Origin of the sequence: Bradyrhizobium sp. IC4060, assembly GCF_020193715.1 — a bacterium.
GTDB lineage: Bacteria > Pseudomonadota > Alphaproteobacteria > Rhizobiales > Xanthobacteraceae > Bradyrhizobium > Bradyrhizobium yuanmingense.
The window spans coordinates 82,031-100,360 of sequence record NZ_JADYVJ010000015.1 but is presented as its reverse complement, the minus strand read 5'-3'; the positions used below and the strand labels follow the sequence as shown (position 1 = coordinate 100,360).

Annotated in this window: 20 protein-coding genes and 1 tRNA gene; 9 read left to right on the top strand and 12 right to left on the bottom strand. The window is 65.0% G+C overall.

The window, feature by feature from the left end; genetic code table 11:
* Positions 1-3: 3 nt before the first annotated feature.
* Complete coding sequence (locus tag I6F16_RS32620) at positions 4-681, bottom strand: alpha/beta family hydrolase (RefSeq protein ID WP_225113679.1); 678 nt, start codon at positions 679-681, stop codon at positions 4-6.
* Positions 682-807: 126 nt separating this feature from the next.
* Positions 808-1,464: a TetR/AcrR family transcriptional regulator gene (locus I6F16_RS32615; RefSeq protein WP_225113678.1), complete on the bottom strand. Its 657-nt coding sequence runs from the start codon at positions 1,462-1,464 to the stop codon at positions 808-810.
* Between the two features lie 72 nt (positions 1,465-1,536).
* Between I6F16_RS32615 and I6F16_RS32610 the strand changes: the two genes are divergently transcribed.
* Complete coding sequence (locus I6F16_RS32610) at positions 1,537-2,478, top strand: SDR family oxidoreductase (protein ID WP_225113677.1); 942 nt, start codon at positions 1,537-1,539, stop codon at positions 2,476-2,478.
* A gap of 92 nt (positions 2,479-2,570) precedes the next feature.
* Here I6F16_RS32610 and I6F16_RS32605 read toward each other — a convergent pair whose 3' ends face one another.
* Complete coding sequence (locus I6F16_RS32605) at positions 2,571-4,127, bottom strand: long-chain fatty acid--CoA ligase (RefSeq protein ID WP_225113676.1); 1,557 nt, start codon at positions 4,125-4,127, stop codon at positions 2,571-2,573.
* Positions 4,128-4,132: 5 nt separating this feature from the next.
* Positions 4,133-4,861 carry a TetR/AcrR family transcriptional regulator gene (locus tag I6F16_RS32600; RefSeq protein ID WP_225113675.1) on the bottom strand — a complete coding sequence of 243 codons (729 nt, stop codon included), beginning with the start codon at positions 4,859-4,861 and terminating at the stop codon, positions 4,133-4,135.
* An 88-nt stretch (positions 4,862-4,949) separates the two neighbouring features.
* Between I6F16_RS32600 and I6F16_RS32595 the strand changes: the two genes are divergently transcribed.
* Genes I6F16_RS32595 through I6F16_RS32575 form a run of 5 tightly spaced genes read left to right on the top strand, consistent with a single transcriptional unit; the run spans position 4,950 to position 9,009 of the window.
* The gene (locus I6F16_RS32595) at positions 4,950-6,131 is read left to right on the top strand and encodes a lipid-transfer protein (RefSeq protein WP_225113674.1); all 1,182 of its coding nucleotides are present in this window, start codon (positions 4,950-4,952) and stop codon (positions 6,129-6,131) included.
* An 8-nt stretch (positions 6,132-6,139) separates the two neighbouring features.
* Positions 6,140-6,595 carry a MaoC family dehydratase N-terminal domain-containing protein gene (locus I6F16_RS32590; RefSeq protein ID WP_225113673.1) on the top strand — a complete coding sequence of 152 codons (456 nt, stop codon included), beginning with the start codon at positions 6,140-6,142 and terminating at the stop codon, positions 6,593-6,595.
* Positions 6,592-7,002, top strand: coding sequence for a MaoC family dehydratase (locus I6F16_RS32585; protein WP_057027456.1), 411 nt, complete (start codon positions 6,592-6,594; stop codon positions 7,000-7,002). The genes I6F16_RS32590 and I6F16_RS32585 overlap by 4 nt, the downstream gene beginning before the upstream one ends.
* A gap of 20 nt (positions 7,003-7,022) precedes the next feature.
* Entirely contained in the window at positions 7,023-7,850 is an 828-nt protein-coding gene (locus I6F16_RS32580; RefSeq protein ID WP_225113672.1) for an SDR family oxidoreductase, read from the top strand.
* A gap of 13 nt (positions 7,851-7,863) precedes the next feature.
* Positions 7,864-9,009, top strand: coding sequence for an acyl-CoA dehydrogenase family protein (locus I6F16_RS32575; protein WP_225113671.1), 1,146 nt, complete (start codon positions 7,864-7,866; stop codon positions 9,007-9,009).
* A gap of 153 nt (positions 9,010-9,162) precedes the next feature.
* On the opposite strand, the gene I6F16_RS32570 is transcribed toward I6F16_RS32575, so the two are convergent.
* Entirely contained in the window at positions 9,163-10,143 is a 981-nt protein-coding gene (locus tag I6F16_RS32570) for a helix-turn-helix domain-containing protein (RefSeq protein WP_225174292.1), read from the bottom strand.
* A gap of 120 nt (positions 10,144-10,263) precedes the next feature.
* On the opposite strand from I6F16_RS32570, the gene I6F16_RS32565 reads away from it, so the two are divergent.
* Positions 10,264-10,989: an alpha/beta hydrolase gene (locus I6F16_RS32565; protein ID WP_225113669.1), complete on the top strand. Its 726-nt coding sequence runs from the start codon at positions 10,264-10,266 to the stop codon at positions 10,987-10,989.
* 44 nt (positions 10,990-11,033) lie between these two features.
* Here the strand turns inward: I6F16_RS32565 and I6F16_RS32560 are convergent, their stop codons facing one another.
* The 3 genes from I6F16_RS32560 to I6F16_RS32550 form a co-directional block, all read right to left on the bottom strand.
* Positions 11,034-12,173: an amidohydrolase/deacetylase family metallohydrolase gene (locus I6F16_RS32560; RefSeq protein ID WP_225113668.1), complete on the bottom strand. Its 1,140-nt coding sequence runs from the start codon at positions 12,171-12,173 to the stop codon at positions 11,034-11,036.
* A gap of 153 nt (positions 12,174-12,326) precedes the next feature.
* Positions 12,327-13,049, bottom strand: a complete 723-nt coding sequence (locus I6F16_RS32555) for a DUF2569 family protein (protein ID WP_225113667.1) — start codon at positions 13,047-13,049, stop codon at positions 12,327-12,329.
* A gap of 119 nt (positions 13,050-13,168) precedes the next feature.
* A tRNA-Arg gene (locus I6F16_RS32550) sits at positions 13,169-13,245 on the bottom strand.
* Positions 13,246-13,382: 137 nt separating this feature from the next.
* Here I6F16_RS32550 and I6F16_RS32545 point away from each other — a divergent pair.
* On the top strand, positions 13,383-13,742 hold the full coding sequence (locus tag I6F16_RS32545) for a VOC family protein (protein ID WP_225113666.1): 360 nt from the start codon (positions 13,383-13,385) through the stop codon (positions 13,740-13,742).
* 7 nt (positions 13,743-13,749) lie between these two features.
* Here the strand turns inward: I6F16_RS32545 and I6F16_RS32540 are convergent, their stop codons facing one another.
* The 4 genes from I6F16_RS32540 to I6F16_RS32525 are packed head-to-tail and all read right to left on the bottom strand — an operon-like array spanning position 13,750 to position 17,329.
* Positions 13,750-14,706, bottom strand: coding sequence for a tripartite tricarboxylate transporter substrate-binding protein (locus I6F16_RS32540; RefSeq protein WP_074448067.1), 957 nt, complete (start codon positions 14,704-14,706; stop codon positions 13,750-13,752).
* A gap of 47 nt (positions 14,707-14,753) precedes the next feature.
* Positions 14,754-15,125 (bottom strand): dimethylsulfonioproprionate lyase family protein, encoded by a 372-nt coding sequence (locus I6F16_RS32535; RefSeq protein ID WP_036014542.1) that lies wholly within the window; start codon positions 15,123-15,125, stop codon positions 14,754-14,756.
* A gap of 26 nt (positions 15,126-15,151) precedes the next feature.
* A complete protein-coding gene (locus I6F16_RS32530) occupies positions 15,152-15,790 on the bottom strand; it encodes an RraA family protein (protein WP_036026331.1) in 639 nt (212 codons plus the stop codon).
* A gap of 21 nt (positions 15,791-15,811) precedes the next feature.
* Positions 15,812-17,329, bottom strand: a complete 1,518-nt coding sequence (locus I6F16_RS32525; protein WP_225113665.1) for an AMP-binding protein — start codon at positions 17,327-17,329, stop codon at positions 15,812-15,814.
* A 231-nt stretch (positions 17,330-17,560) separates the two neighbouring features.
* Here I6F16_RS32525 and I6F16_RS32520 point away from each other — a divergent pair, with 231 nt between their 5' ends.
* Positions 17,561-18,184, top strand: a complete 624-nt coding sequence (locus I6F16_RS32520) for a hypothetical protein (protein ID WP_225113664.1) — start codon at positions 17,561-17,563, stop codon at positions 18,182-18,184.
* Positions 18,185-18,330: the final 146 nt, after the last annotated feature.

Genomic DNA, 18,330 nt, shown 5'->3' with positions numbered 1-18,330 from the left:
GCCTCAGGCGAGCGCATCGATCCAGGCCGCGAGCGTATCCAGCACCTCGTTGAGCGCCTCGTCATTGCTACGGCCGGATTTCTTGAGCACCGCAAAGGAATGGTCGCCGCCTGCGACCTCATGCAGCGTCGCCTTACGCCCGAGCCGCTCGATGACCGGCTCGAGATGGGCAAGATCGGCAAGCTCGTCGCGTGTGCCTTGCAGGAACAGCATGGGAATCGCGATTGCAGCGAGGTGCTCGGCGCGCTCGCTCGACGGCTTCTTGGCGGCATGGAGGGGAAAGCCGAGGAAGGCCAGCCCTTTGACATCGGGGAGCGGCGACCTCGACTGCGCCTGCGAGGTCATGCGGCCGCCGAATGATTTTCCACCGGCAACGAGCTTCAGCCCGGGGCAGAGCCGCCCCGCCTCCGCGACCGCTGCGCGCACGCTCGCGTGTGCGATTGCGGGCGGGTCAGGACGTCCCTTCTTCGCTTCCATGTAGGGAAAATTGAAGCGGAACGTCGCAATGCCGCGCTCGGCAAGGCCGGCTGCAACATTCTCCATGAAGGAATGCCGCATGTCTGCGCCGGCGCCGTGCGCCAGGACGTAGCAGGCGCGCGCGTGGGTCGGCTGCGTCAGGATCGCCGAGACCGTGCCGATGCGCTCGATGGCGAGCTTGAGCTCTGTCGTCTTGGCTGTCATGACCTACGCAAGCCTCGATTTGCATCTAAAGCGCGATGAGATCTGGATGAATCGTCATCGCGCTTTGGGTTGTTGTCTGCGCATGATCCTTCCGGAAAACCGCTTCGCACTTTTCCGGATCATGCTCTAGCGGCGCGTGCCGCTCGCGGGCCAGAGATAGTTCAGGACCTGATCGAGCGTCATCATGATCTCGCGGCGTCCGGCCTCGTTGTTCACAGAGCCGAATTTCTCCTCGAGCGCAAGCTTGGCGAAGCCGTGAACGGTGGACCAGGCTGCCGCAGCCGCCGTCTTCGCCTCCTTCGCGGTGCCGCAGGTCAGCTCGGCGACGACGACCTCGAACGCATGGCCGGCGGCCCTGCTCGCCTGCTTCAGGCGCGCATCGTCGGCAACCAGCCGCTTGTTGGCAAACATCATCTGGAAACGGCCGGGATGCCTCAACGCAAAATCGACATAAGCAAGCCCCTGGGCATGGAGCTTGTCGCGGGTGCCCTGCTTGCCGGAGGCCGCCTCGCGCAAGGCGCCGGCAAGCGCGTCGTAGCCGCGGATCGCCACTTCGGTGAGAAGGCCCTGGGCGTTGCCGAAATGATGCGACGGCGCGGCCGGCGAAACGCCGGCGCGGCGTGCGGCTTCGCGCAGCGTGAAGGCTTCCGCGCCCTGCTCGGCGAGAATGGCTTCGCTCGCGGCGATCAGCGCCTCCTGCAATTCGCCATGATGATATCCGGGCTCCGGCTTTGGACGGATCGGAGCGGTGCTGCGCTTGGCGGCGGGGGCCCGTTTCTTCATGTAACTTGACACTGTTCAGATTGCAGCATATCTATCTTAACACTGTTCAGATTGAGCGGATCGGAGTTCGAAATGACCGAAATGCAGAATATCACCGCGATCAATTCCGTAAAGCGGCGTCATCTGGTTGGGGGCGCGGCCCTCGGCATGCTTGCAGGTGCCGTCGGCGGCCTTGCCGGCGGCGTGGCGCTCGGCCAGGGTGCAGCGCTGCCCCAGCAGAAGCCGAGCGGCAAGCAAAGATTCGCGGACAAGGTCGTCATCGTCACGGGCGGCACCTCCGGAATCGGGCGGGCCGCAACGCTGATGTTCGCCGCCGAGGGCGGCCGCGTCGCCTTTTGCGGGCGCAACACCGACCGTGGCAAGCAGGTGGAGACCGAGGTGCGCGAGTCCGGCGGCGAGGCCGTCTTCATTCGCGCCGACCTGCGCCACGAGTCCGAGGTGAAGGCGCTGGTCGACGCGACGATCGCGCGCTACGGACGGCTCGACGTCGCCTTCAACAATGCCGGCATCTCCATCGAGAAGCCGCTGCATGAATTTAGCGCGGCCGAATTCGACGACGTGATCGGCACGGATCTGCGCGGCGTGTTCCTGTCGATGAAATACCAAATCCCGCACATGCTGGAGAAAGGCGGCTCGATCGTCGTCACCTCCTCGTCGAACGCCATTGCGACCTCGGCCAAGCGCTCGGCCTATTCGGCGGCCAAGCGCGGACTGGTCGGCCTGGTTCAGGCTGCGGCACTCGACTACGCAAAGCATGGCATCCGCATCAACACGTTGATCCCCGGCACCACCGACACCCCGATGATCCGCCGGCTCGCCGGTATGGAGGGCCTGCCCGATGCGGCCTGGCATATCGGCATCGCGCAATGGGCCAAATCCAACGTCCCGGGGTTACAGCGCGTGGCAGCGCCTGAGGAGATCGCGGCTTTTGCGTTGGTGCTGGCCTCCGACGATCATCCCTACACGACCGGCGGCCAGTTCGTGATCGACGGAGGCAAGACGGCTCATGGTTAGATCGGACGCTGTCTGAAAACACAGTTCATGGCAATCCCGGTGGGCGTACCTGCCGCCGTCCTCGGCGCGCAGGCCGTAACGCGCGGAATCCGTCAGCTGACCCGCCGCTCCCGCCCCTCCCAGAACGGCCTGCGCAGCTCGCGCTTCAGCACCTTGCCGGCGCCGGACAGCGGCAACGGCGTCTCGGTGATCTCGATGCTGCGCGGACATTTGTAGCCGGCAATCAACGTCTTCGTGAACTCGATCAGCTCGCCGGTCGAAACCTCTACGCCGCTGCGTTTGACCACGACGGCATGGACCTGCTCTCCCCATTGCTCATTGGGAATTCCGATCACGGCGCATTGCAGCACCGACGGATGCTGGGCCAGCGCGTTCTCGACCTCGACCGAGTACACATTCTCCCCGCCCGAGATGATCATGTCTTTCACCCGGTCGACGACATAGATGAACCCATCTTTGTCCATGTAGCCGCCATCGCCCGTGTGCATCCAGCCGTCGACGACGGCGCGCGCGGTCTCCTCCGGCCGCTCCCAATAGCCCATCATCACTGTGTCCCCGCGCACCACGATCTCGCCGACAGCGCCCGTCGGCACGGGTTGGTCGTTCTCGTCGACGATCCGCACCTCGCAACCGAGCGTGGCGCGGCCCGCACCGCGATGACGTCCCTTTCTGCGCCCCTCCGCGACATGCTCGTTCGCATGTAGCAGCGTCGCGATCGGCGACAATTCTGTCATGCCGTAGGCCTGCGTGAAACGGACATGCGGCAGTGCGCGCGCGGCACGGTCGAGCACCGCCTCGCTGATCGGCGAGGCCCCGTAGATGATGTTCTTCAGGGACAAGAGGTCGTATTTGCCGATCGCGGGGTGATCGACGAACATCTGGATCATCGTGGGCACCAGCAGCACGTCTGTGACGCGCTCGTTCTGCATCGCAGCCATCACGCCTTCGGGCGTGAAGCCCTGAACGATCACGTTCGAGCCGCCGGAGAGCAGCAGCGAATACATCGCCGCCCCGTTGGCAAGGTGAAACATCGGAGCCGCATGCAGATAGATCGCGCTTGCCGGAAACAGGCCTTCGCCGAGTGCGTTGAGCGCATTGGCCATCAGATTCTGGTGACTGAGCATCACGCCTTTGGAACGGCCGGTGGTGCCGCCGGTGTAAAAGATGCCGGCGAGATCGTCGCTTTTGCGCATGGCGTCGGGCACCCGAGCGCTGCCCGCAACCAAAGCCTCATAGCTCTCCATCCCCGCCGGCGCCTCGCCATCGTCGGCATAGATCAGCTTCAGCCCCGGAATGGCGCCGGCGAGCTGCGCGCCGACCTGCGCAAAGGCCTTGTCGACCAGCAGAACGGACGCGCGGCAGTCGCGCAGCGCATCCTCGTTCTCCAGCGCGCTCCAGCGGATGTTGAGCGGCACGATCACGCCTCCCGCCCAGCCGGTCGCCAGATAGAGCTCGAGATAGCGGTCCGAGTTGAAGGACAGCACCGCAACACGGTCGCCGTTCCCGACGCCGCGCGTGCGCAGGCCGCCGGCCAGCCGTGTAACGCGCTCGCCGAGTTCGCCCCAGCTGCGCCGCCGCTGGCCATAAACGGTCGCCAGCCCATTCGGATTGATCTGCAGCGCCCTGCGCAGGCCGTGCGTGATGTTCATCCCGTTCATCCTCCCGTGCGTTTCTTCCCTGTTGCTTTGCGTCCTGAGTTGCGCCCTTGCGGCGCCCTCGGCGTCTTGTTTGTCGTCTGCAGCCGAACCTCGGCCGCTAGGCCGTCCGTCAGCCGCACCGTGAACTCGTCGGCGATCGCGGTCGGCGACAGCTTGCCCTCCCGTCGATACCAATGGCCGATCCAATTGAGCGAACCCGCGATCGCGAAGGCTGCAAGCTTTGGATCGCAAGGCCTGATCGAACCGTCAGCAATGCCTGCAGTAATGTATCGCCGGAAGGTGGCGTCGATCCGCCTCTTGGCGGCGCGTGCGACACCGGCGTTCCGCTCGGCCAGATCGCGCAAATCGAAACGCACCAGGCTCGCGCCGAAATCGGTCGCCATCAGTTCGGCATAGGCGTGCACCAGCTTGCGCAGCTTGGCGAGACCCGAACCGCCGCCGGCGTTGATCTCCGTGATCACGCCGTCGACGAGTTCGGCGCCCATCGACCAGCATTCGAACAGGATCTCGTCCTTGCCCCGGAAGTAATTGTACAGCGCGGGCTTGGTGATGTTCAGCCGGTCCGCAACCTCGTTCAGCGTTGCGCGATGATAGCCCTGCTCGAGGAACAGCTGCACCGCGGCGCGCAGCACCGCCTCGCGCTTCTCGTCGCGGGCGCGGCGCCGGCTCTCGAACGGCAGCCAGGGCGAAGGCGATGACGGCGGAGCGGGCGGCGCTGAATCCATGGCCGATCGGTTGACTCTGGTGGAAATCGGACGATATGTTACCCACGGGTAAGAAAAAGTCCAACGGGTAATTTATTGGGAGGAAGCGATGTCTGACGTGGTCGTCGCCGGAGTCGGCATGATTCCGTTTGCCAAGCCGGGCGCCAGCGCCCCCTATCACGAGATGGGAACGGAAGCCGTCAAGCTCGCGCTCGCCGATGCCGGCCTCGGCTATGAGAAGATCGAGCAGGCCTATGTCGGATACGTCTATGGCGATTCCACCTGCGGGCAGCGCGCGCTCTACCCCGTCGGGATGACCGGCATCCCCATCGTCAACGTCAACAACAATTGCTCGACCGGATCGACCGCGCTGTTCATGGCGCGGCAAATGATCGCAAGCGGGGCGCTGGATTGCGTGCTGGCGGTCGGCTTCGAGCAGATGAAGCCCGGCGCGCTCGGCAGCGTCTATGCCGATCGCCCGAGCGCGTTCGAGGAGTTCGACGCGGCTGCGGACCAGCTGATCGACGCTCCCGGCATTCCGCTGGCGTTGCGCTATTTCGGCGGCGCCGGGCTCAGCCACATGAAGAAATACGGCACGCCGCTCGACGCCTTCGCCAAGGTGCGCGCCAAGGCGAGCCGACATGCGAAGAACAATCCGCTCGCGCTTTTCCGCAAGGAAGTCACGGCGGACGATGTGATGAACGACCAGGTGATCTGGCCGGGCGTGATGACGCGCCTGATGGCGTGCCCGCCGACCTGCGGCGGCGCCGCCGCCGTGCTGGTCTCCGAGCGCTTTGCGGACAAGCATGGCATCGGCAAAGAAGTACGCATCGCAGCGCAGGCCATGACCACCGATACGCCCTCGACCTTCAAGGCCGGCGACATGATGCAGCTGGTCGGCTACGACATGGCCAAAGAGGCGGCAGGCCGAGTCTATGAAAGCGCCGGCATCGGCCCCGGTGATCTCGACGTGGTGGAGCTGCACGACTGCTTTGCTCATAACGAGCTCATCACCTACGAGGCGCTCGGCCTCTGCGGCGAGGGTGAAGCCGGCAAGTTCATCAATGACGGCGACAATACCTATGGCGGCCGGATCGTGACCAATCCGTCCGGCGGATTGCTGTCCAAGGGACATCCGCTCGGCGCCACCGGGCTTGCGCAGTGCTACGAGCTGACGCGGCAGCTGCGCGGCACCGCAGGCTCGACGCAAGTCGAGGGTGCCAAGGTCGCGCTCCAGCACAATCTGGGCCTCGGCGGGGCCTGCGTCGTCACGCTCTACAAGCGGCACTGATATCGGCCATGGTCGACCAGTCCGCCCTAGGGCGCAGCTTCACGCCCGTCACCGCGCGCGTGGAGCCCGGCCGTCTCCGCTACTTCCTCAACACGCTGGGTGAACAGAATCCGGTCTACCGCAATGCGGATGCTGCCCGGGCGGCCGGGTTCACCGCCATGCCGGTGCCGCCGACCTATCTGTTCTGCCTCGAGATGATGGACGTCGACGACCCCTTCGAAATGTTCGCCGCGCTCGGCATCAATCTGTCCCGCGTGCTTCATGGTGAGCAAAGCTTCGCCTATCACGCCCCGGTTCTGGTCGGCGACACCCTGACGTTTCGACCGCAGGTGACCAGCGTCGTGGACAAGAAGGGCGGCGCGATGACGCTGATCGGCATCCGATGCGAGGTGACCAACCAGGACGGCGTTCACGTCGCCGATACCACGCGCACCATCGTCGTCCGCAACGAGGCGGCGTCATGACGGCATCCGGAGACATAAAGGCCGGCGACCGCATCGTCCACAAAGTCTTTCCGCCGATCACCCGCCACACGCTCGCGCTCTATTGCGGCGCATCGGGCGATCATAATCCGATCCACGTCGACATCGACTTCGCCAAGGCGGCCGGATTTCCCGATGTGTTCGCCCACGGCATGCTGGTGATGGCCTGTCTTGGGCAGGCGCTGACGGATGTGGTGCCGCCGTCGAAGCTCCGCAGCTTTGCGACCCGGTTCGTCTCGATCACTCAGCTCGGCGCCAAGCTCACTTGCGAAGGCACCGTGACCGAGCTCTTCGTCGAGGACGGCGAGCGTCGCGCAAGGCTCGCGCTCACCACCAAGGACGATCGCGGCGAGGTCAAGCTCGAAGGCAGCGCCGTCGTCGCGCTGTGACAGCAAGAGGACTCATTCAAATGACAAAACTGCAGGGAAAGGTCGCGCTCGTCACCGGCTCAGGCCGCGGCATCGGGCGCGCGATTGCACTCAAGCTGGCGCGCGAAGGCGCCAGGGTGGTCGTCAACGACCTTGATGCCGAGCCCGGCAACGCCGTGGTCGCGGAGATCGAGGCACTCGGCGGCAATGCCACTGCCGTGAACGGCAGCGTCGCCGAGGCGGGCTTCGCCGATCGCTTCGTCGGCGCCGCGCTGGACAAGTTCGGCGGGCTCGACATCATCGTCAACAATGCCGGCTACACCTGGGACTCCACCATCCAGAAGATGACCGACGAGCAGTTCCAGGCCATGCTCGACGTCCACCTCGTCGCGCCGTTCCGGATCTTGCGCGCGGCCGCCGAGCCGATCCGCGTCTTCGCCAGGAAGGAGGCCGAAGAGGGACGCGAGGTGTTCCGCAAGGTCGTGAACATCTCCTCCATCGCGGGTCTCTACGGCAATGCCGGGCAGGCCAGCTATTCCTCGGCCAAGGCCTCGCTGATCGGACTGACCCGAACCATGTGCAAGGAGTGGGGCCGCTACAAGGTCAACGTCAATTGCGTCGCCTTCGGCCTCATCAACACCCGCCTGACCCAGCCGATCGAGGCGCAGCAGAAGACCATCGACGTCGCCGGCCGCGACATCAAGGTCGGCGTGCAGCCGCACATGCTCGAAGCCATGTCGCGCATGATCCCGCTCGGCCGCGGCGGTACGCCGGAAGAGGCAGCCGATGCCGTCTATCTGTTCTGCAGTCCGGAATCCAATTATATCAGCGGTCAGGTGGTCGTCGCCGGCGGCGGCCTGATTGTCTGAGAGCGAGGCGCTGATGCAGTACCGATCGTCGTGGATGACCGAAGAGCTGGACACGTTCCGCGACCAGTTCCGCAAATATCTCGCCAAGGACCTGGCGCCGCATGCCGAGAAATGGCGCGAGCAGAAAATGGTCGACCGCTTAGCCTGGCGCGGGCTCGGCGAGATGGGAGCGCTGCTGGCGAGCGTGCCGGAGGAATATGGCGGTCTCGGCGCCACCTTCGCCTATGACGCCGCCGTGCTCGACGATCTCGAGAGCACGGTGCCAGAGCTGACCACCGGCGTCTCCGTGCACAGCGCCATCGTCGCGCATTACATCCTCAACTACGGCTCGGAGGAGCAAAAGAAGCGCTGGTTGCCGAAGATGGCCTCGGGCGAGATGGTCGGCGCCATCGCCATGACCGAGCCTGGTACCGGCTCGGACCTGCAAGCCGTGAAAACCACGGCGAAGAAGCAGGGCAATTCCTACGTCGTCAACGGCCAGAAGACCTTCATCACCAACGGCCAGGCCGCCGATCTCGTCATCGTGGTCGCGCGCACCGGCGAAGCTGGTGCAAAGGGCATTTCGCTGATCGTGGTCGAGACCGCGGGCGCGGACGGATACAAGCGCGGGCGCAACCTCGACAAGATCGGCCTGCACGCCTCCGACACCTCGGAGCTGTTCTTCGACAACGTGACCGTGCCGCCGGAAAACCTGCTCGGCAAGGAGGAAGGCCAGGGGTTCGTCCAGCTGATGCAGCAATTGCCGCAGGAGCGCCTAGCGCTTGCGGTCGGCGCCGTCGCCTCGATGGAGCGCGCGGTCAAGCTCACCACCGACTACACCAAGGAGCGCAAGGCGTTCGGCAAGCCGCTGATGGATTTCCAGAACACCGCCTTTACGCTGGCCGAGCGCAAGACCGAGGCGATGATCGCGCGCGTCTTCGTCGACTGGTGCATCGAGCGCCTGATCGCCAAGGACCTCGACACCGTGACGGCCTCGATGGCGAAATATTGGTGCTCGGAGAAGCAGGTCGAGACCGCCGACGAATGCCTGCAGCTATTCGGCGGCTACGGCTACATGCAGGAATACCCGATCTCGCGCATCTTCATCGATTCCCGCATCCAGAAGATCTATGGCGGCACCAACGAGATCATGAAGCTCTTGATCGCCAGATCCTTGTAGATCAGGTCGCTGTCGGGGAGAGGCGCGCACCCCTGCACGGCAATCCCAACTCGTCGTCCCGGACAAGCGAAGCGGAGCGGAGCGCCGATCCGGGACGACGAGCGGAGATCGGGGCTACGGCGTTGCCATAAGCGGCCCGCACGCAAACTCCCCTCACCGCGCGCGCCAGTCGCGCGGCCGGCAGCCGAAGCGCTGCTTGAAGCGGCGGGTGAAGTGGGAGAGGTCCGAAAAACCCCAATCGAACGCGATGGCGCCGATCGCGTGCTCCGCCATCGCGGGAGTCCTGAGATCCCTGGCCGCGCCGTCGAGACGATGGTCGATGACGTAGTCGGTGAAGCCTGAGCCCGATCGCGCCAGCAGCTTGTGCACGTAGCGCTCGCTGATGCCGACGGCGGCGGCGACGTCTGCGACCGCAAGTCCCGGCTGGCGGAGCCGCCGGTGGATGGCACGTTTCACCGCCAGCGTGGTTGCATCGGCGAGACTCTCGGCTTCAGCTGCGTGCAGGCGGCTGCTTCGCGACAGGCTCACGGCAACCAATTCGATCAGCGCCCGGAACAGCCGCACACCTTCGTCCTCGCCCATCTGCAGCGCACCCTCGCTGAGCGTGCGCGCGGTCTCGACAATGAGGTGGCCGACGACGGGATCGTCCGAGAGGCGTGCCGCAACGACGTCGAACGAAGCCGGCAGCCGTTCACGCAAGGCTTCTGCCGGCACCCAGAACGAGGCGACGCGCAGCTGCGGACCACGATCGTGCAGGAGCGCGAACTGGCGGTCGCTGTCGAAGATGCCGACCTGTCCGGGCGACAGGCTGATCTCGCGACCGTCCTGCTGGATGCGGCAGCGGCCGGCCAGCTTCAGGTTGAGGTAGAAGCAGCTGCGATCGGACGCCGCAATGTCGGCCGCGGAACGGCGCACCACGTGCTCAGGGAAGCTGACGCGGTTGATCGCGGCATCACCGAGACGGACATGCTCGACGCTGGCGGGAAAGGCGGCGGCGGCCGCCGGCTCCGGCGTCAGATTCATGAAAGCCTGGCAGATTGCCTCGCGATAATAGGCGAATTGCTCGTGAGGCCGTACGCCCACCGTATTCCAGGCCGAGTGGCGTGACGGAACGGGACGCTCGATCTGCTGCATCGGTTCACTCCGAGACCAATACGGTTCACTTCCAGCCAAGCGGCAAATCGGTCGCCGGTCCACACTTGCCGTGCGGCGACGCTGCGCCGATCTAACCACACCCTCGGGAGGAGCCACAATATGTCGACCTACGTTCTCGTCCATGGCGCCTGGCATACAGGCGCCGAGCTCGAGCCGGTCGCCGCGCCGATCCGCGCCGCCGGCCATCAGGTCCATACCCCCACCATCAAGGGCAACCGTCCGGGCGATGCCAAGACGACCGGGTTGAAGGAAGCGATCCAATCGATCGCCAACTACCTCGCCGAGAACGATCTGACGGATGTCATCCTGCTCGGCCATTCCTATGGCGGCATGGTTATCACTGGCGTTGCCGACCTCGTGCCGGAGCGCATCCGCCGTCTGGTCTATTGGAATGCCTTCGTGCCCAACGGCGGCGAATGCCTCAACGACATGGTGCCGCCGCATTATGTCGGACTGTTCGACGCCATCGCGGCCGAGCGCGGCGACGGCTCGGTGGTGCTGCCCTTCCCGATCTGGCGCGAGGCCTTCATCAACGATGCCGATCTGGAGACGGCGCAGCGCGCTTATGACGTGCTCAATCCGCATCCGCTGGCGACCTTCAGCGACAAGATCGCGCTCAAGAGCAATCCGGCCGAGATGCCGCTGGCCAAATCCTACATCAACTGCACCGAGGATACCGCGATGCCGCACAGCCATGGCTGGCATCCGCGCCTGTCGGAGAAGCTCGGCCTGTTTCGCCTGGTGCAGGTGCCGGGAAGCCACGAACTGTGCTTCTCGGACCCGGCGCGGCTCGCCAAGGCGATCATGGAGGCGGGACGCGACTGATCAGTGCGTCATGCGAGCACGTGGTCACGATCCGCGCGCGCCGCTCAATTCGGATGCCACCAGCGGCCGCCGATGACGACGCCTTCGGACACGATCTTGCGATCGCCGATCAGGTGCTCGCCGACGACGTCTTCATAGTCGAACTGGCCCTGCCGCACCGAGATCAACGTGGCGTCGCCGACGCTGCCCGGCTTGAGGCTGCCGAGCTCAGGACGCCGCAGCGCCATCGCCGCATTCACCGTCGATGCCGCGATCACATCCGGCAGCTCCATGCCCATGCACAGGAACTTCGACATGGTCGTCACCTGGTCATAGGCCGGTCCGTCGATGCAGAGCTGATGGATGTCCGAGGAAATCGTGTCCGGATGGAAACCATTGGCCATCATGGCGCGCGCGGTCTTGAACGCGAACGAGCCCTTGCCGTGGCCGATATCGAACAGCACGCCGCGCTCGCGCGCTTCCAGCACCGCCTTCTTCACGGTGCCTTGCGCCGTCGCCGGCGTGTTCGGGAAGGGGCGGAACGCGTGGGTCAGCACGTCGCCGGGACGCAGCCGCGCCAACACGTCCTCATAGCTCGGGGGCGGATGATCGATGTGCGCCATCAGCGGCATGCCGACCTCGTTCGCGACCTCGAGCGCGATGTCGAGCGGCACCGCGCCCGACGTGCCCGACGAATGCAGGCCCACGCGCACCTTGATGCCGACGATGAGATCGCGGTTGGCATCGGCCACTTCGGCCGCCTCGATCGGATTCATCAGGCGCAGCTCCTCGCTCTCGCCGACCATAATCCGGTGCGAGAAGCCGAAGATGCCGGCATGCGAGACGTGCAAATAGGCGAGGATGCGGACTTGGCTCGGCTCGATCACATGCTTGCGGAAGCCGGCGAAATTGCCGGGGCCAGCGCTGCCGGTATCCACCGCCGTGGTGACGCCGGAGAGGCGGCAGAACTCCTCGGCATCAATGCCGAGCGAGGTGCCGCCCCAGTAGACATGGGTGTGGAGATCGATGAGTCCAGGCGTCACGATGAACCGGGAGACGTCACGCACCTCCGTGCCCGGATCCGCCTTGAGCCCAGTGCCAACAGCGGCAACCTTGCCGTTCGAAAATGCGACATCCGTCACGGCATCGAGCTTCTGCGAGGGGTCAATGACCCTTCCGCCGCGAAGGATCAAGTCAAAAGGCATCATGGTCTCCGGGTATGGCAACGGACAGGCATGGACCGGGCTGGAAGGTGCCCCTTCCGGCCCGGCCGCTTCTGTTAGCAATTTTTGCACCAGCCGAGCAAATCAGCGGGCATCCTGTCCGCTCGGCTTGCGGGCCGCCGGATGCATGACGGCTTACTCCGTGAACGTATTCGCGACTCTACGGGAGCGAAGGACGTAGGTTATCCAAATCGCGGCACTGATCGCACCGACGACCATTCGTGCGACTTGAAGAGGTTCGATAGTGAAAAAATCACCGAACGGACGGTTCAAGCCGATGGAAAAGATCGATGCAACCCAAACCAGATCGATCAACGGGATCAGTACCGCACAGATCATCTGCACAATGAAGAACGCTGGAAATCTACGGGAATGCATGAACAGGAGCACCGCCGTCCAGATTGCGAGACCGATCAGCGCGACGTTCATCGCAATCTCGCCCCAAAATACGATTGAGAATTGCACCCAGGTCTCGCTGGAGATCGACTGCACATATTGCGCGGTATTGACGACTAGGCGCACGATGCCGATCATTTGGCCGAACGCCAGAAGCCCGAGCCAGCCGCTGATGCCGGTCATCTCTGGCTGGACGTCCTTGAATGAAGCGCCGTCTTCTGCGGGAGCGGCCGCCTCGCGAATGACCTCAACCGGCGGCGATGCTGGGCTTGGCGGCGGCGATTGAAGGAGCTGCTGCGTGATCTCGTGCACCTCCCCGGCCGGCTTCCAATTCTCGAAGCCGTGCCGCCAGACCAGCACGCGCCGAGGATCGGCGATACCCGCGAGAAGCGTGAGGAGTTCAGAAATCGAGAACGGGCCGCGCCGCTGCCCGCCCTCAGCGTAGTACCATGAGTCCGCCATGCAAGGCCCCCTGCACCCGCCGTATTTTAGCCGGCTGTCGGCACACGTCACGATGGAATAACGCTTGAGGGGAATACCGGCGTTGCGTGCCCTAGGCGCGGCGTAAACGCGCGGAAAAGTGGCGATCCCGGGAAGACTCGAACTTCCGACCTACGGTTTAGGAAACCGCCGCTCTATCCGGCTGAGCTACGGGACCGCGGAACCCGTGGGTGCGGGCTCGGCCCCCTCATAGCAGAGCAAAATGCGGTTCGCCAGCCGTCAGGCGGGCGAGATCGATCGTCAGCCTGAACGGGGCGGCTATACTTCCAGGCCCCTCCCAACGGAGCAGCTCACATGATCGAAAGCATCAGCGCCATCACGCTCGGCACGCATGACATGGGGCGCGCCGTGCACTTCTACCGGTCGCTGGGGTTCGAGCTCTTGTATGGTGGCGAAGCCGCCGCATTCACGAGCTTTCGCGTCGGCCCCGGTTATCTCAACCTGACGGCACAGCCGGACGACAAGCGCTGGTCCTGGTGGGGCCGCGTCATCTTCCATGTCGCCGATGTCGACGCAACCTATGAGCAGGCGCGCGCCGCCGGATGGCAGCCGTCAACCGCGCCGCGCGACGCCGAATGGGGCGAGCGCTACTTCCATCTCACCGACCCCGATGGCCATGAGCTCAGTTTCGCACGTCCCCTTCGTCGGGCATGACGGGGCCTCACGCCTTGATATTGTTGTCCTTCACGACCTTGCCCCAGGTGGCGACCTGCTTGTCGAAGAAGGTCTTGAAGGCGGCGCCGTCCTGGAGCAGCAGCGTCATGTGTTGCGTCTCCTTCAGCTGGGCGGCGGTCGCGGGCTCGCTCAGGATCTCCTTGGACGCCGCCGCGAAGGCCGCGACGACGTCCGGCGGCGTGCCCGTGGGCGCGAAGATGCCCCACCAGGCCAGCGTCTCGAAGTCCGGGAAGCCGGCCTCGATCGCGGTCTGAGTATCAGGCAGGGCCGGCAGCCGCTCGCGGCCGAGCTGCAGGATCGGACGCAGCATATTGGTGCCGAGCTGGGCGGCGACCAGCGCCGCCGATCCCGCGATGAGATCGACGTGGCCGCCGAGCACGTCGTTCATGGCCGGCCCGCCGCCGCGATAGGGCACGTGCATGATCTCGACGCCGGCCTTGCTGCCGAGCACGGTCATGGCGAGATGGCCGAGCGTGCCGATGCCGACCGAGGCGTATTTCACCGCGCCGGGGCTTGCCTTGCAGGCGGCGACCACGTCGGCGAAGCTCTTGTAGGGGCGGCCGGCGCCGGCCGCGATCACGTAAGGCGCGGTGCCGATCAGCAGCACCGGCATCAGCTCGCGCTCGACATCGACCGGCGGCTTGTCGAGGATCGACGGGATCACCGCGTGGGAATCGAACGTCACCAGGAAGGTCGAGCCGTCGGCCGGACTCTTGGCGACCTGCGCAGCGCCGAGCGCACCGGCCGCGCCCGACTTGTTCTCGACCACCACGATGCGACCAAGCTTGGTCTGCAGGTTCGTCTGCAGCAGCCGCGCCATGGCGTCGGTCGATCCGCCCGGCGGGAACGGCACCACCAGCGTGATTTTGCCGGCCTGCGCCATCGCCGGCGTCAATGCGAGAATAGCCGGCGCGGCCAGCAGCGCCCGTCGTGTGATCGTCATGGTCCCCTCCCTTTATGTGTAGCGCTTTGCTTTTTTGCTTTTGAGCGCTAGGTCGTGCCGAAGCCTGATCCTGCTTTTCTGTATTCTGGCCGAGGCGGACTGAAGATGTCCAGCACGCGGGCGCCGTCCGGGCCGGCGCGCATGGTGTGCGGCACGTTCCCGGGCGTGCGCCAGAAATCGCCTTTCTTCACCGGGATTTCCTCCTCGCCCTGGACGCGGATGGCGGAGCCGTCGAGCAGCACGCCCCACTGCTCCTCGGGGTGATGATGCAGCGTGCCTTGCGCATGCGGGGCCAGCGTCACCACCGACAGCATCGCCTGCTCGCCGGAGAAGATGCGCGTGGTCACGCCGGCGGCAAGCTCGCGGAAGAGTCCGTCGCTGGCATCATCGAGATTGTGAAATTCTTCCTTCTGGCTCACGCCATCCTCCCTTCACGCTCCTCTGATCAGGACTTGCCGTAGGCGCCCTGGTAACGGCCCTCGCGGATCGCCTTCAGCGTCTCCTCCTCGCGCGCGACCTGGACACGCACCGCTTCCAACAGGGCGGCCGCGCCGGCAGCGGGAAACGACACCACGCCGTCCTCGTCGCCGACGACGATGTCGCCGGGCGCAATCACGCTGCCGCCGATCGTCACCGGCACGTTGATCTCGCCGGGGCCGTTCTTGTAGGGACCGCGATGGATCACTGCGCGGGCGTAGCAGGGGAAGTCGTCGGCCGCGAATGCTGCGACGTCGCGGATCGCGCCGTCGATTACGTAGCCTTCGGCTTTGCGCCATTGCGCGATGTTCTTCATGATCTCGCCGATCAGCGCGCGCGTCTCGTCGCCGCCGCCGTCGACCACGATGACGTCGCCGGGCCCGACCAGATCCAGCGCGCGGTGGATCGCGAGATTGTCGCCGGGACGGGTGCGCACGGTGAAGGCCGTGCCCACCAGCTTGCCGCCGCGGTGATAGGGCCTCAGCCCCACTGCGCCGGGCAGCCGGGCGAGATTGTCCGAGATCACCGAGGTCGGCGCGTCCCTGAAACCTTCGATGATATTTGCCGGCGGCTTCGGCACGCTGCTCGCTACGATGGTGATCGTCATGTCAGTCCTTCCTTGCTTGTCTCATTCGGCATGCGCCCGCGCCTTCGAAGGCAAGATCCGGAACGCGCGCCCCTCCTTCATCCACGTCGCACGCTCATCGCGCAACAGGGTGCGCCGAACTTTTCCGGAATCGTCGCGCGGCGGGGCGCTGACGAATTCGAAGCTTTCGGGATGCTTATAGCGGCTGAGCCGGTCCTTGAGGAAATCCGCCATGCCGTCGGCAATGGCCTGCCCGTCCGCATCGGGCTCCGGCTCGATGATGGCATGCACACGCTGGCCCAATTCCGGATCGGGCAGGCCCACCACGACGCAGGAGCGCACACCGGGAGCCTCGGACACCGCGGCCTCGACCTCGGCCGGATAGATGTTGGCGCCGCCGCGCAGCACCATGTCGGCGAGGCGGTCGCCGAGATAAAGATAGCCTTCGGCGTCCAGCCGACCGATATCGCCCAGCGATTCCCAGCCGTCGGCGCGACGCTTCGGCTCGGCGCCGAGATAATGGTAGGTGGCGTCCTTGCCGTCATTGTTGAGGAAATAGATCTCGCCGGTCTCGCCGGGCGCAACGTCCTTGCCGTCCTCGCCGATGATGCGAAGCTTCGCCATGTCGCCGATCTTGCCAACCGAGCCCTTGTGCGTCAGCCATTCAGTGCCGGAGATGATGCAGGCGCCCTGCCGCTCGGTGCCACCATAGAGCTCCCAAATCCGCTCGGGTCCGAGCCAGCCGATCCAGTTCTCCTTTAGCCACGGCGGCATCGGCGCAGCCATGTGGAAGACCGTCTGCAGGCTCGACAGATCGTAAGAGTTGCGCACGCTCGCAGACAGCGCCCAGATCCGGTGCATCATGGTCGGCACGAAATTGACCCATTGCACGCGCTCGCGTTCGATCTGCCGCAGCGTCTCCTCGGCGTCGAACTTGGTCAGCCCCGTGAGCTTGCCGCCGACGAACAGCGCGTAATGCGACACGATGAACGGCGCGTTGTGGTAGAGCGGACCGGGATTGAGCAGCGATACGCCGAAGGGAATATTGAGCGGCGGCGCAGCCGCGGTATCGGTCACCGCCGGCTGATGATCCAGAATCACCTTGGGACGGCCGGTCGAGCCACCTGAGGTCATCGCCTTCCAGTATCGCGCCACCGGCGGCGCCAGCGGCCCATCCGAAAATCCTTCCGGCACGAAGTCGGCAGGCAACCGGTTCGGCGCATTCCAGTCCGCCTCGCCTCCGACCACCAGCGCAGGCTTGAGAATGTCGAGCACGGCGGCGGCTTCGCCGCGCGGCAGCCGCCACGACAGCGAGGTCGGCGTCGCGCCGCATTTCCACACCGCAAAGGAGGTCTCGAAGAACGCGTTGCCGTTCGGCAATCCGATCGCGACGAAATCCCCGGGCTTGACGCCCTTGGCCATGAATGCCCGCGCGCGGCGGTTGGCGCCGCGCTCGAGCTCGTCCCAGGTCAGCGTGTCCTGCCCGTGACGGATCGCAATCGTGCCGTGTGGTTTGCGTTCCGCGTACCAGCGCGGCACATCTGAGAGCGGCAGCAACATCAGGCGTTTCCATTTCGTCTTCTTGGCGTCGCCGCAGGAGTGAGGCGCTCGCGGCACGAGTGTACCAGCCTGCCGTCAGGGCGCTGTGACTCTCGCGCCACGTCAAGCACAAAATGTCAGCATCGCAGCCCTGAATTTCCTGGGTTCCATGGGTGACAAGCCGGCAAGAAAGGGGCAAAAATCCGGCTCGACTCAGTTCGGGTTGAGTTGCGCAAGGAATGCTCTCGTAGAATGTTGTCGGTCGTTACATCGCGTCGTGCGGCGCTGCTCGCCGTAGGTACAGCAGGTTTGTTCCTGCTGACGCACGGGCATGCCGAGGCGCAATGGTGGAAGCGCGCTCCGGTTGATTTCGAGGAATGCGCCGACGCCGCCGAGAAGGCCGCAACCAAAGCGGAGAAGACGGCCGCCCTTGCCGATTGCAACGCCAAGTTCGCCGGCCGCCGCAAGCCGGGCGGCGGCTATTCCTATTACGATTTCCTCCAGGATCGCACCTTCGATATCGCCGGTCCCAATCCGACGCCGGAGGAGCAGAAGAAGATCGACGAAGCCTATACGGCCTATCTCGCCAACCAGCGCCGCAGCAACGAAGCGGCCCAGGCTATCGCCCGGCAGCAGCGCGAACAGCAGGAGCAGCAGTTGCAGCAGCTGCAGCAGGTCGCGCTGCGGACCGAAGTCGCGCGCGTGCCGGTGCCGGTCGAGCGGCCGAAGGTGCAGCAAGCCGCGGGCGCGAAGCCGAAGGCTGCACCTTGCGCCAAGGGCTCGTTCTCCTGCGAATGGCCGCGGCTGTCGGAGAGCTTGAACGACCTGAAGAAGCTGTTCAACCCGACCCCAAGCAAGCCCGCGAAGAAGGGGTGAGTTGCATCCATAACCGTCATTGCGAGGAGCCCTTGCGACGAAGCAATCCAGGGTCTTTCCGCGGTGGGATTCTGGATTGCTTCGCGGAGCCTGTCATCGGGCGGCGCTTTGCGCCGACCCGGTGGCTCGCAAGGACGAGTTGGATG

Bases quoted from the DNA above. Each gene is read 5' to 3' on its own strand.
- I6F16_RS32620 (WP_225113679.1), bottom strand. From the start codon at position 681: ATGACAGCCAAGACGACAGAGCTCAAGCTCGCCATCGAGCGCATCGGC.
- I6F16_RS32615 (WP_225113678.1), bottom strand. From the start codon at position 1,464: ATGAAGAAACGGGCCCCCGCCGCCAAGCGCAGCACCGCTCCGATCCGT.
- I6F16_RS32610 (WP_225113677.1), top strand. From the start codon at position 1,537: ATGACCGAAATGCAGAATATCACCGCGATCAATTCCGTAAAGCGGCGT.
- I6F16_RS32605 (WP_225113676.1), bottom strand. From the start codon at position 4,127: ATGAACATCACGCACGGCCTGCGCAGGGCGCTGCAGATCAATCCGAAT.
- I6F16_RS32600 (WP_225113675.1), bottom strand. From the start codon at position 4,861: ATGGATTCAGCGCCGCCCGCTCCGCCGTCATCGCCTTCGCCCTGGCTG.
- I6F16_RS32595 (WP_225113674.1), top strand. From the start codon at position 4,950: ATGTCTGACGTGGTCGTCGCCGGAGTCGGCATGATTCCGTTTGCCAAG.
- I6F16_RS32590 (WP_225113673.1), top strand. From the start codon at position 6,140: ATGGTCGACCAGTCCGCCCTAGGGCGCAGCTTCACGCCCGTCACCGCG.
- I6F16_RS32585 (WP_057027456.1), top strand. From the start codon at position 6,592: ATGACGGCATCCGGAGACATAAAGGCCGGCGACCGCATCGTCCACAAA.
- I6F16_RS32580 (WP_225113672.1), top strand. From the start codon at position 7,023: ATGACAAAACTGCAGGGAAAGGTCGCGCTCGTCACCGGCTCAGGCCGC.
- I6F16_RS32575 (WP_225113671.1), top strand. From the start codon at position 7,864: ATGCAGTACCGATCGTCGTGGATGACCGAAGAGCTGGACACGTTCCGC.
- I6F16_RS32570 (WP_225174292.1), bottom strand. From the start codon at position 10,143: ATGCAGCAGATCGAGCGTCCCGTTCCGTCACGCCACTCGGCCTGGAAT.
- I6F16_RS32565 (WP_225113669.1), top strand. From the start codon at position 10,264: ATGTCGACCTACGTTCTCGTCCATGGCGCCTGGCATACAGGCGCCGAG.
- I6F16_RS32560 (WP_225113668.1), bottom strand. From the start codon at position 12,173: ATGCCTTTTGACTTGATCCTTCGCGGCGGAAGGGTCATTGACCCCTCG.
- I6F16_RS32555 (WP_225113667.1), bottom strand. From the start codon at position 13,049: ATGGCGGACTCATGGTACTACGCTGAGGGCGGGCAGCGGCGCGGCCCG.
- I6F16_RS32545 (WP_225113666.1), top strand. From the start codon at position 13,383: ATGATCGAAAGCATCAGCGCCATCACGCTCGGCACGCATGACATGGGG.
- I6F16_RS32540 (WP_074448067.1), bottom strand. From the start codon at position 14,706: ATGACGATCACACGACGGGCGCTGCTGGCCGCGCCGGCTATTCTCGCA.
- I6F16_RS32530 (WP_036026331.1), bottom strand. From the start codon at position 15,790: ATGACGATCACCATCGTAGCGAGCAGCGTGCCGAAGCCGCCGGCAAAT.
- I6F16_RS32525 (WP_225113665.1), bottom strand. From the start codon at position 17,329: ATGTTGCTGCCGCTCTCAGATGTGCCGCGCTGGTACGCGGAACGCAAA.
- I6F16_RS32520 (WP_225113664.1), top strand. From the start codon at position 17,561: ATGTTGTCGGTCGTTACATCGCGTCGTGCGGCGCTGCTCGCCGTAGGT.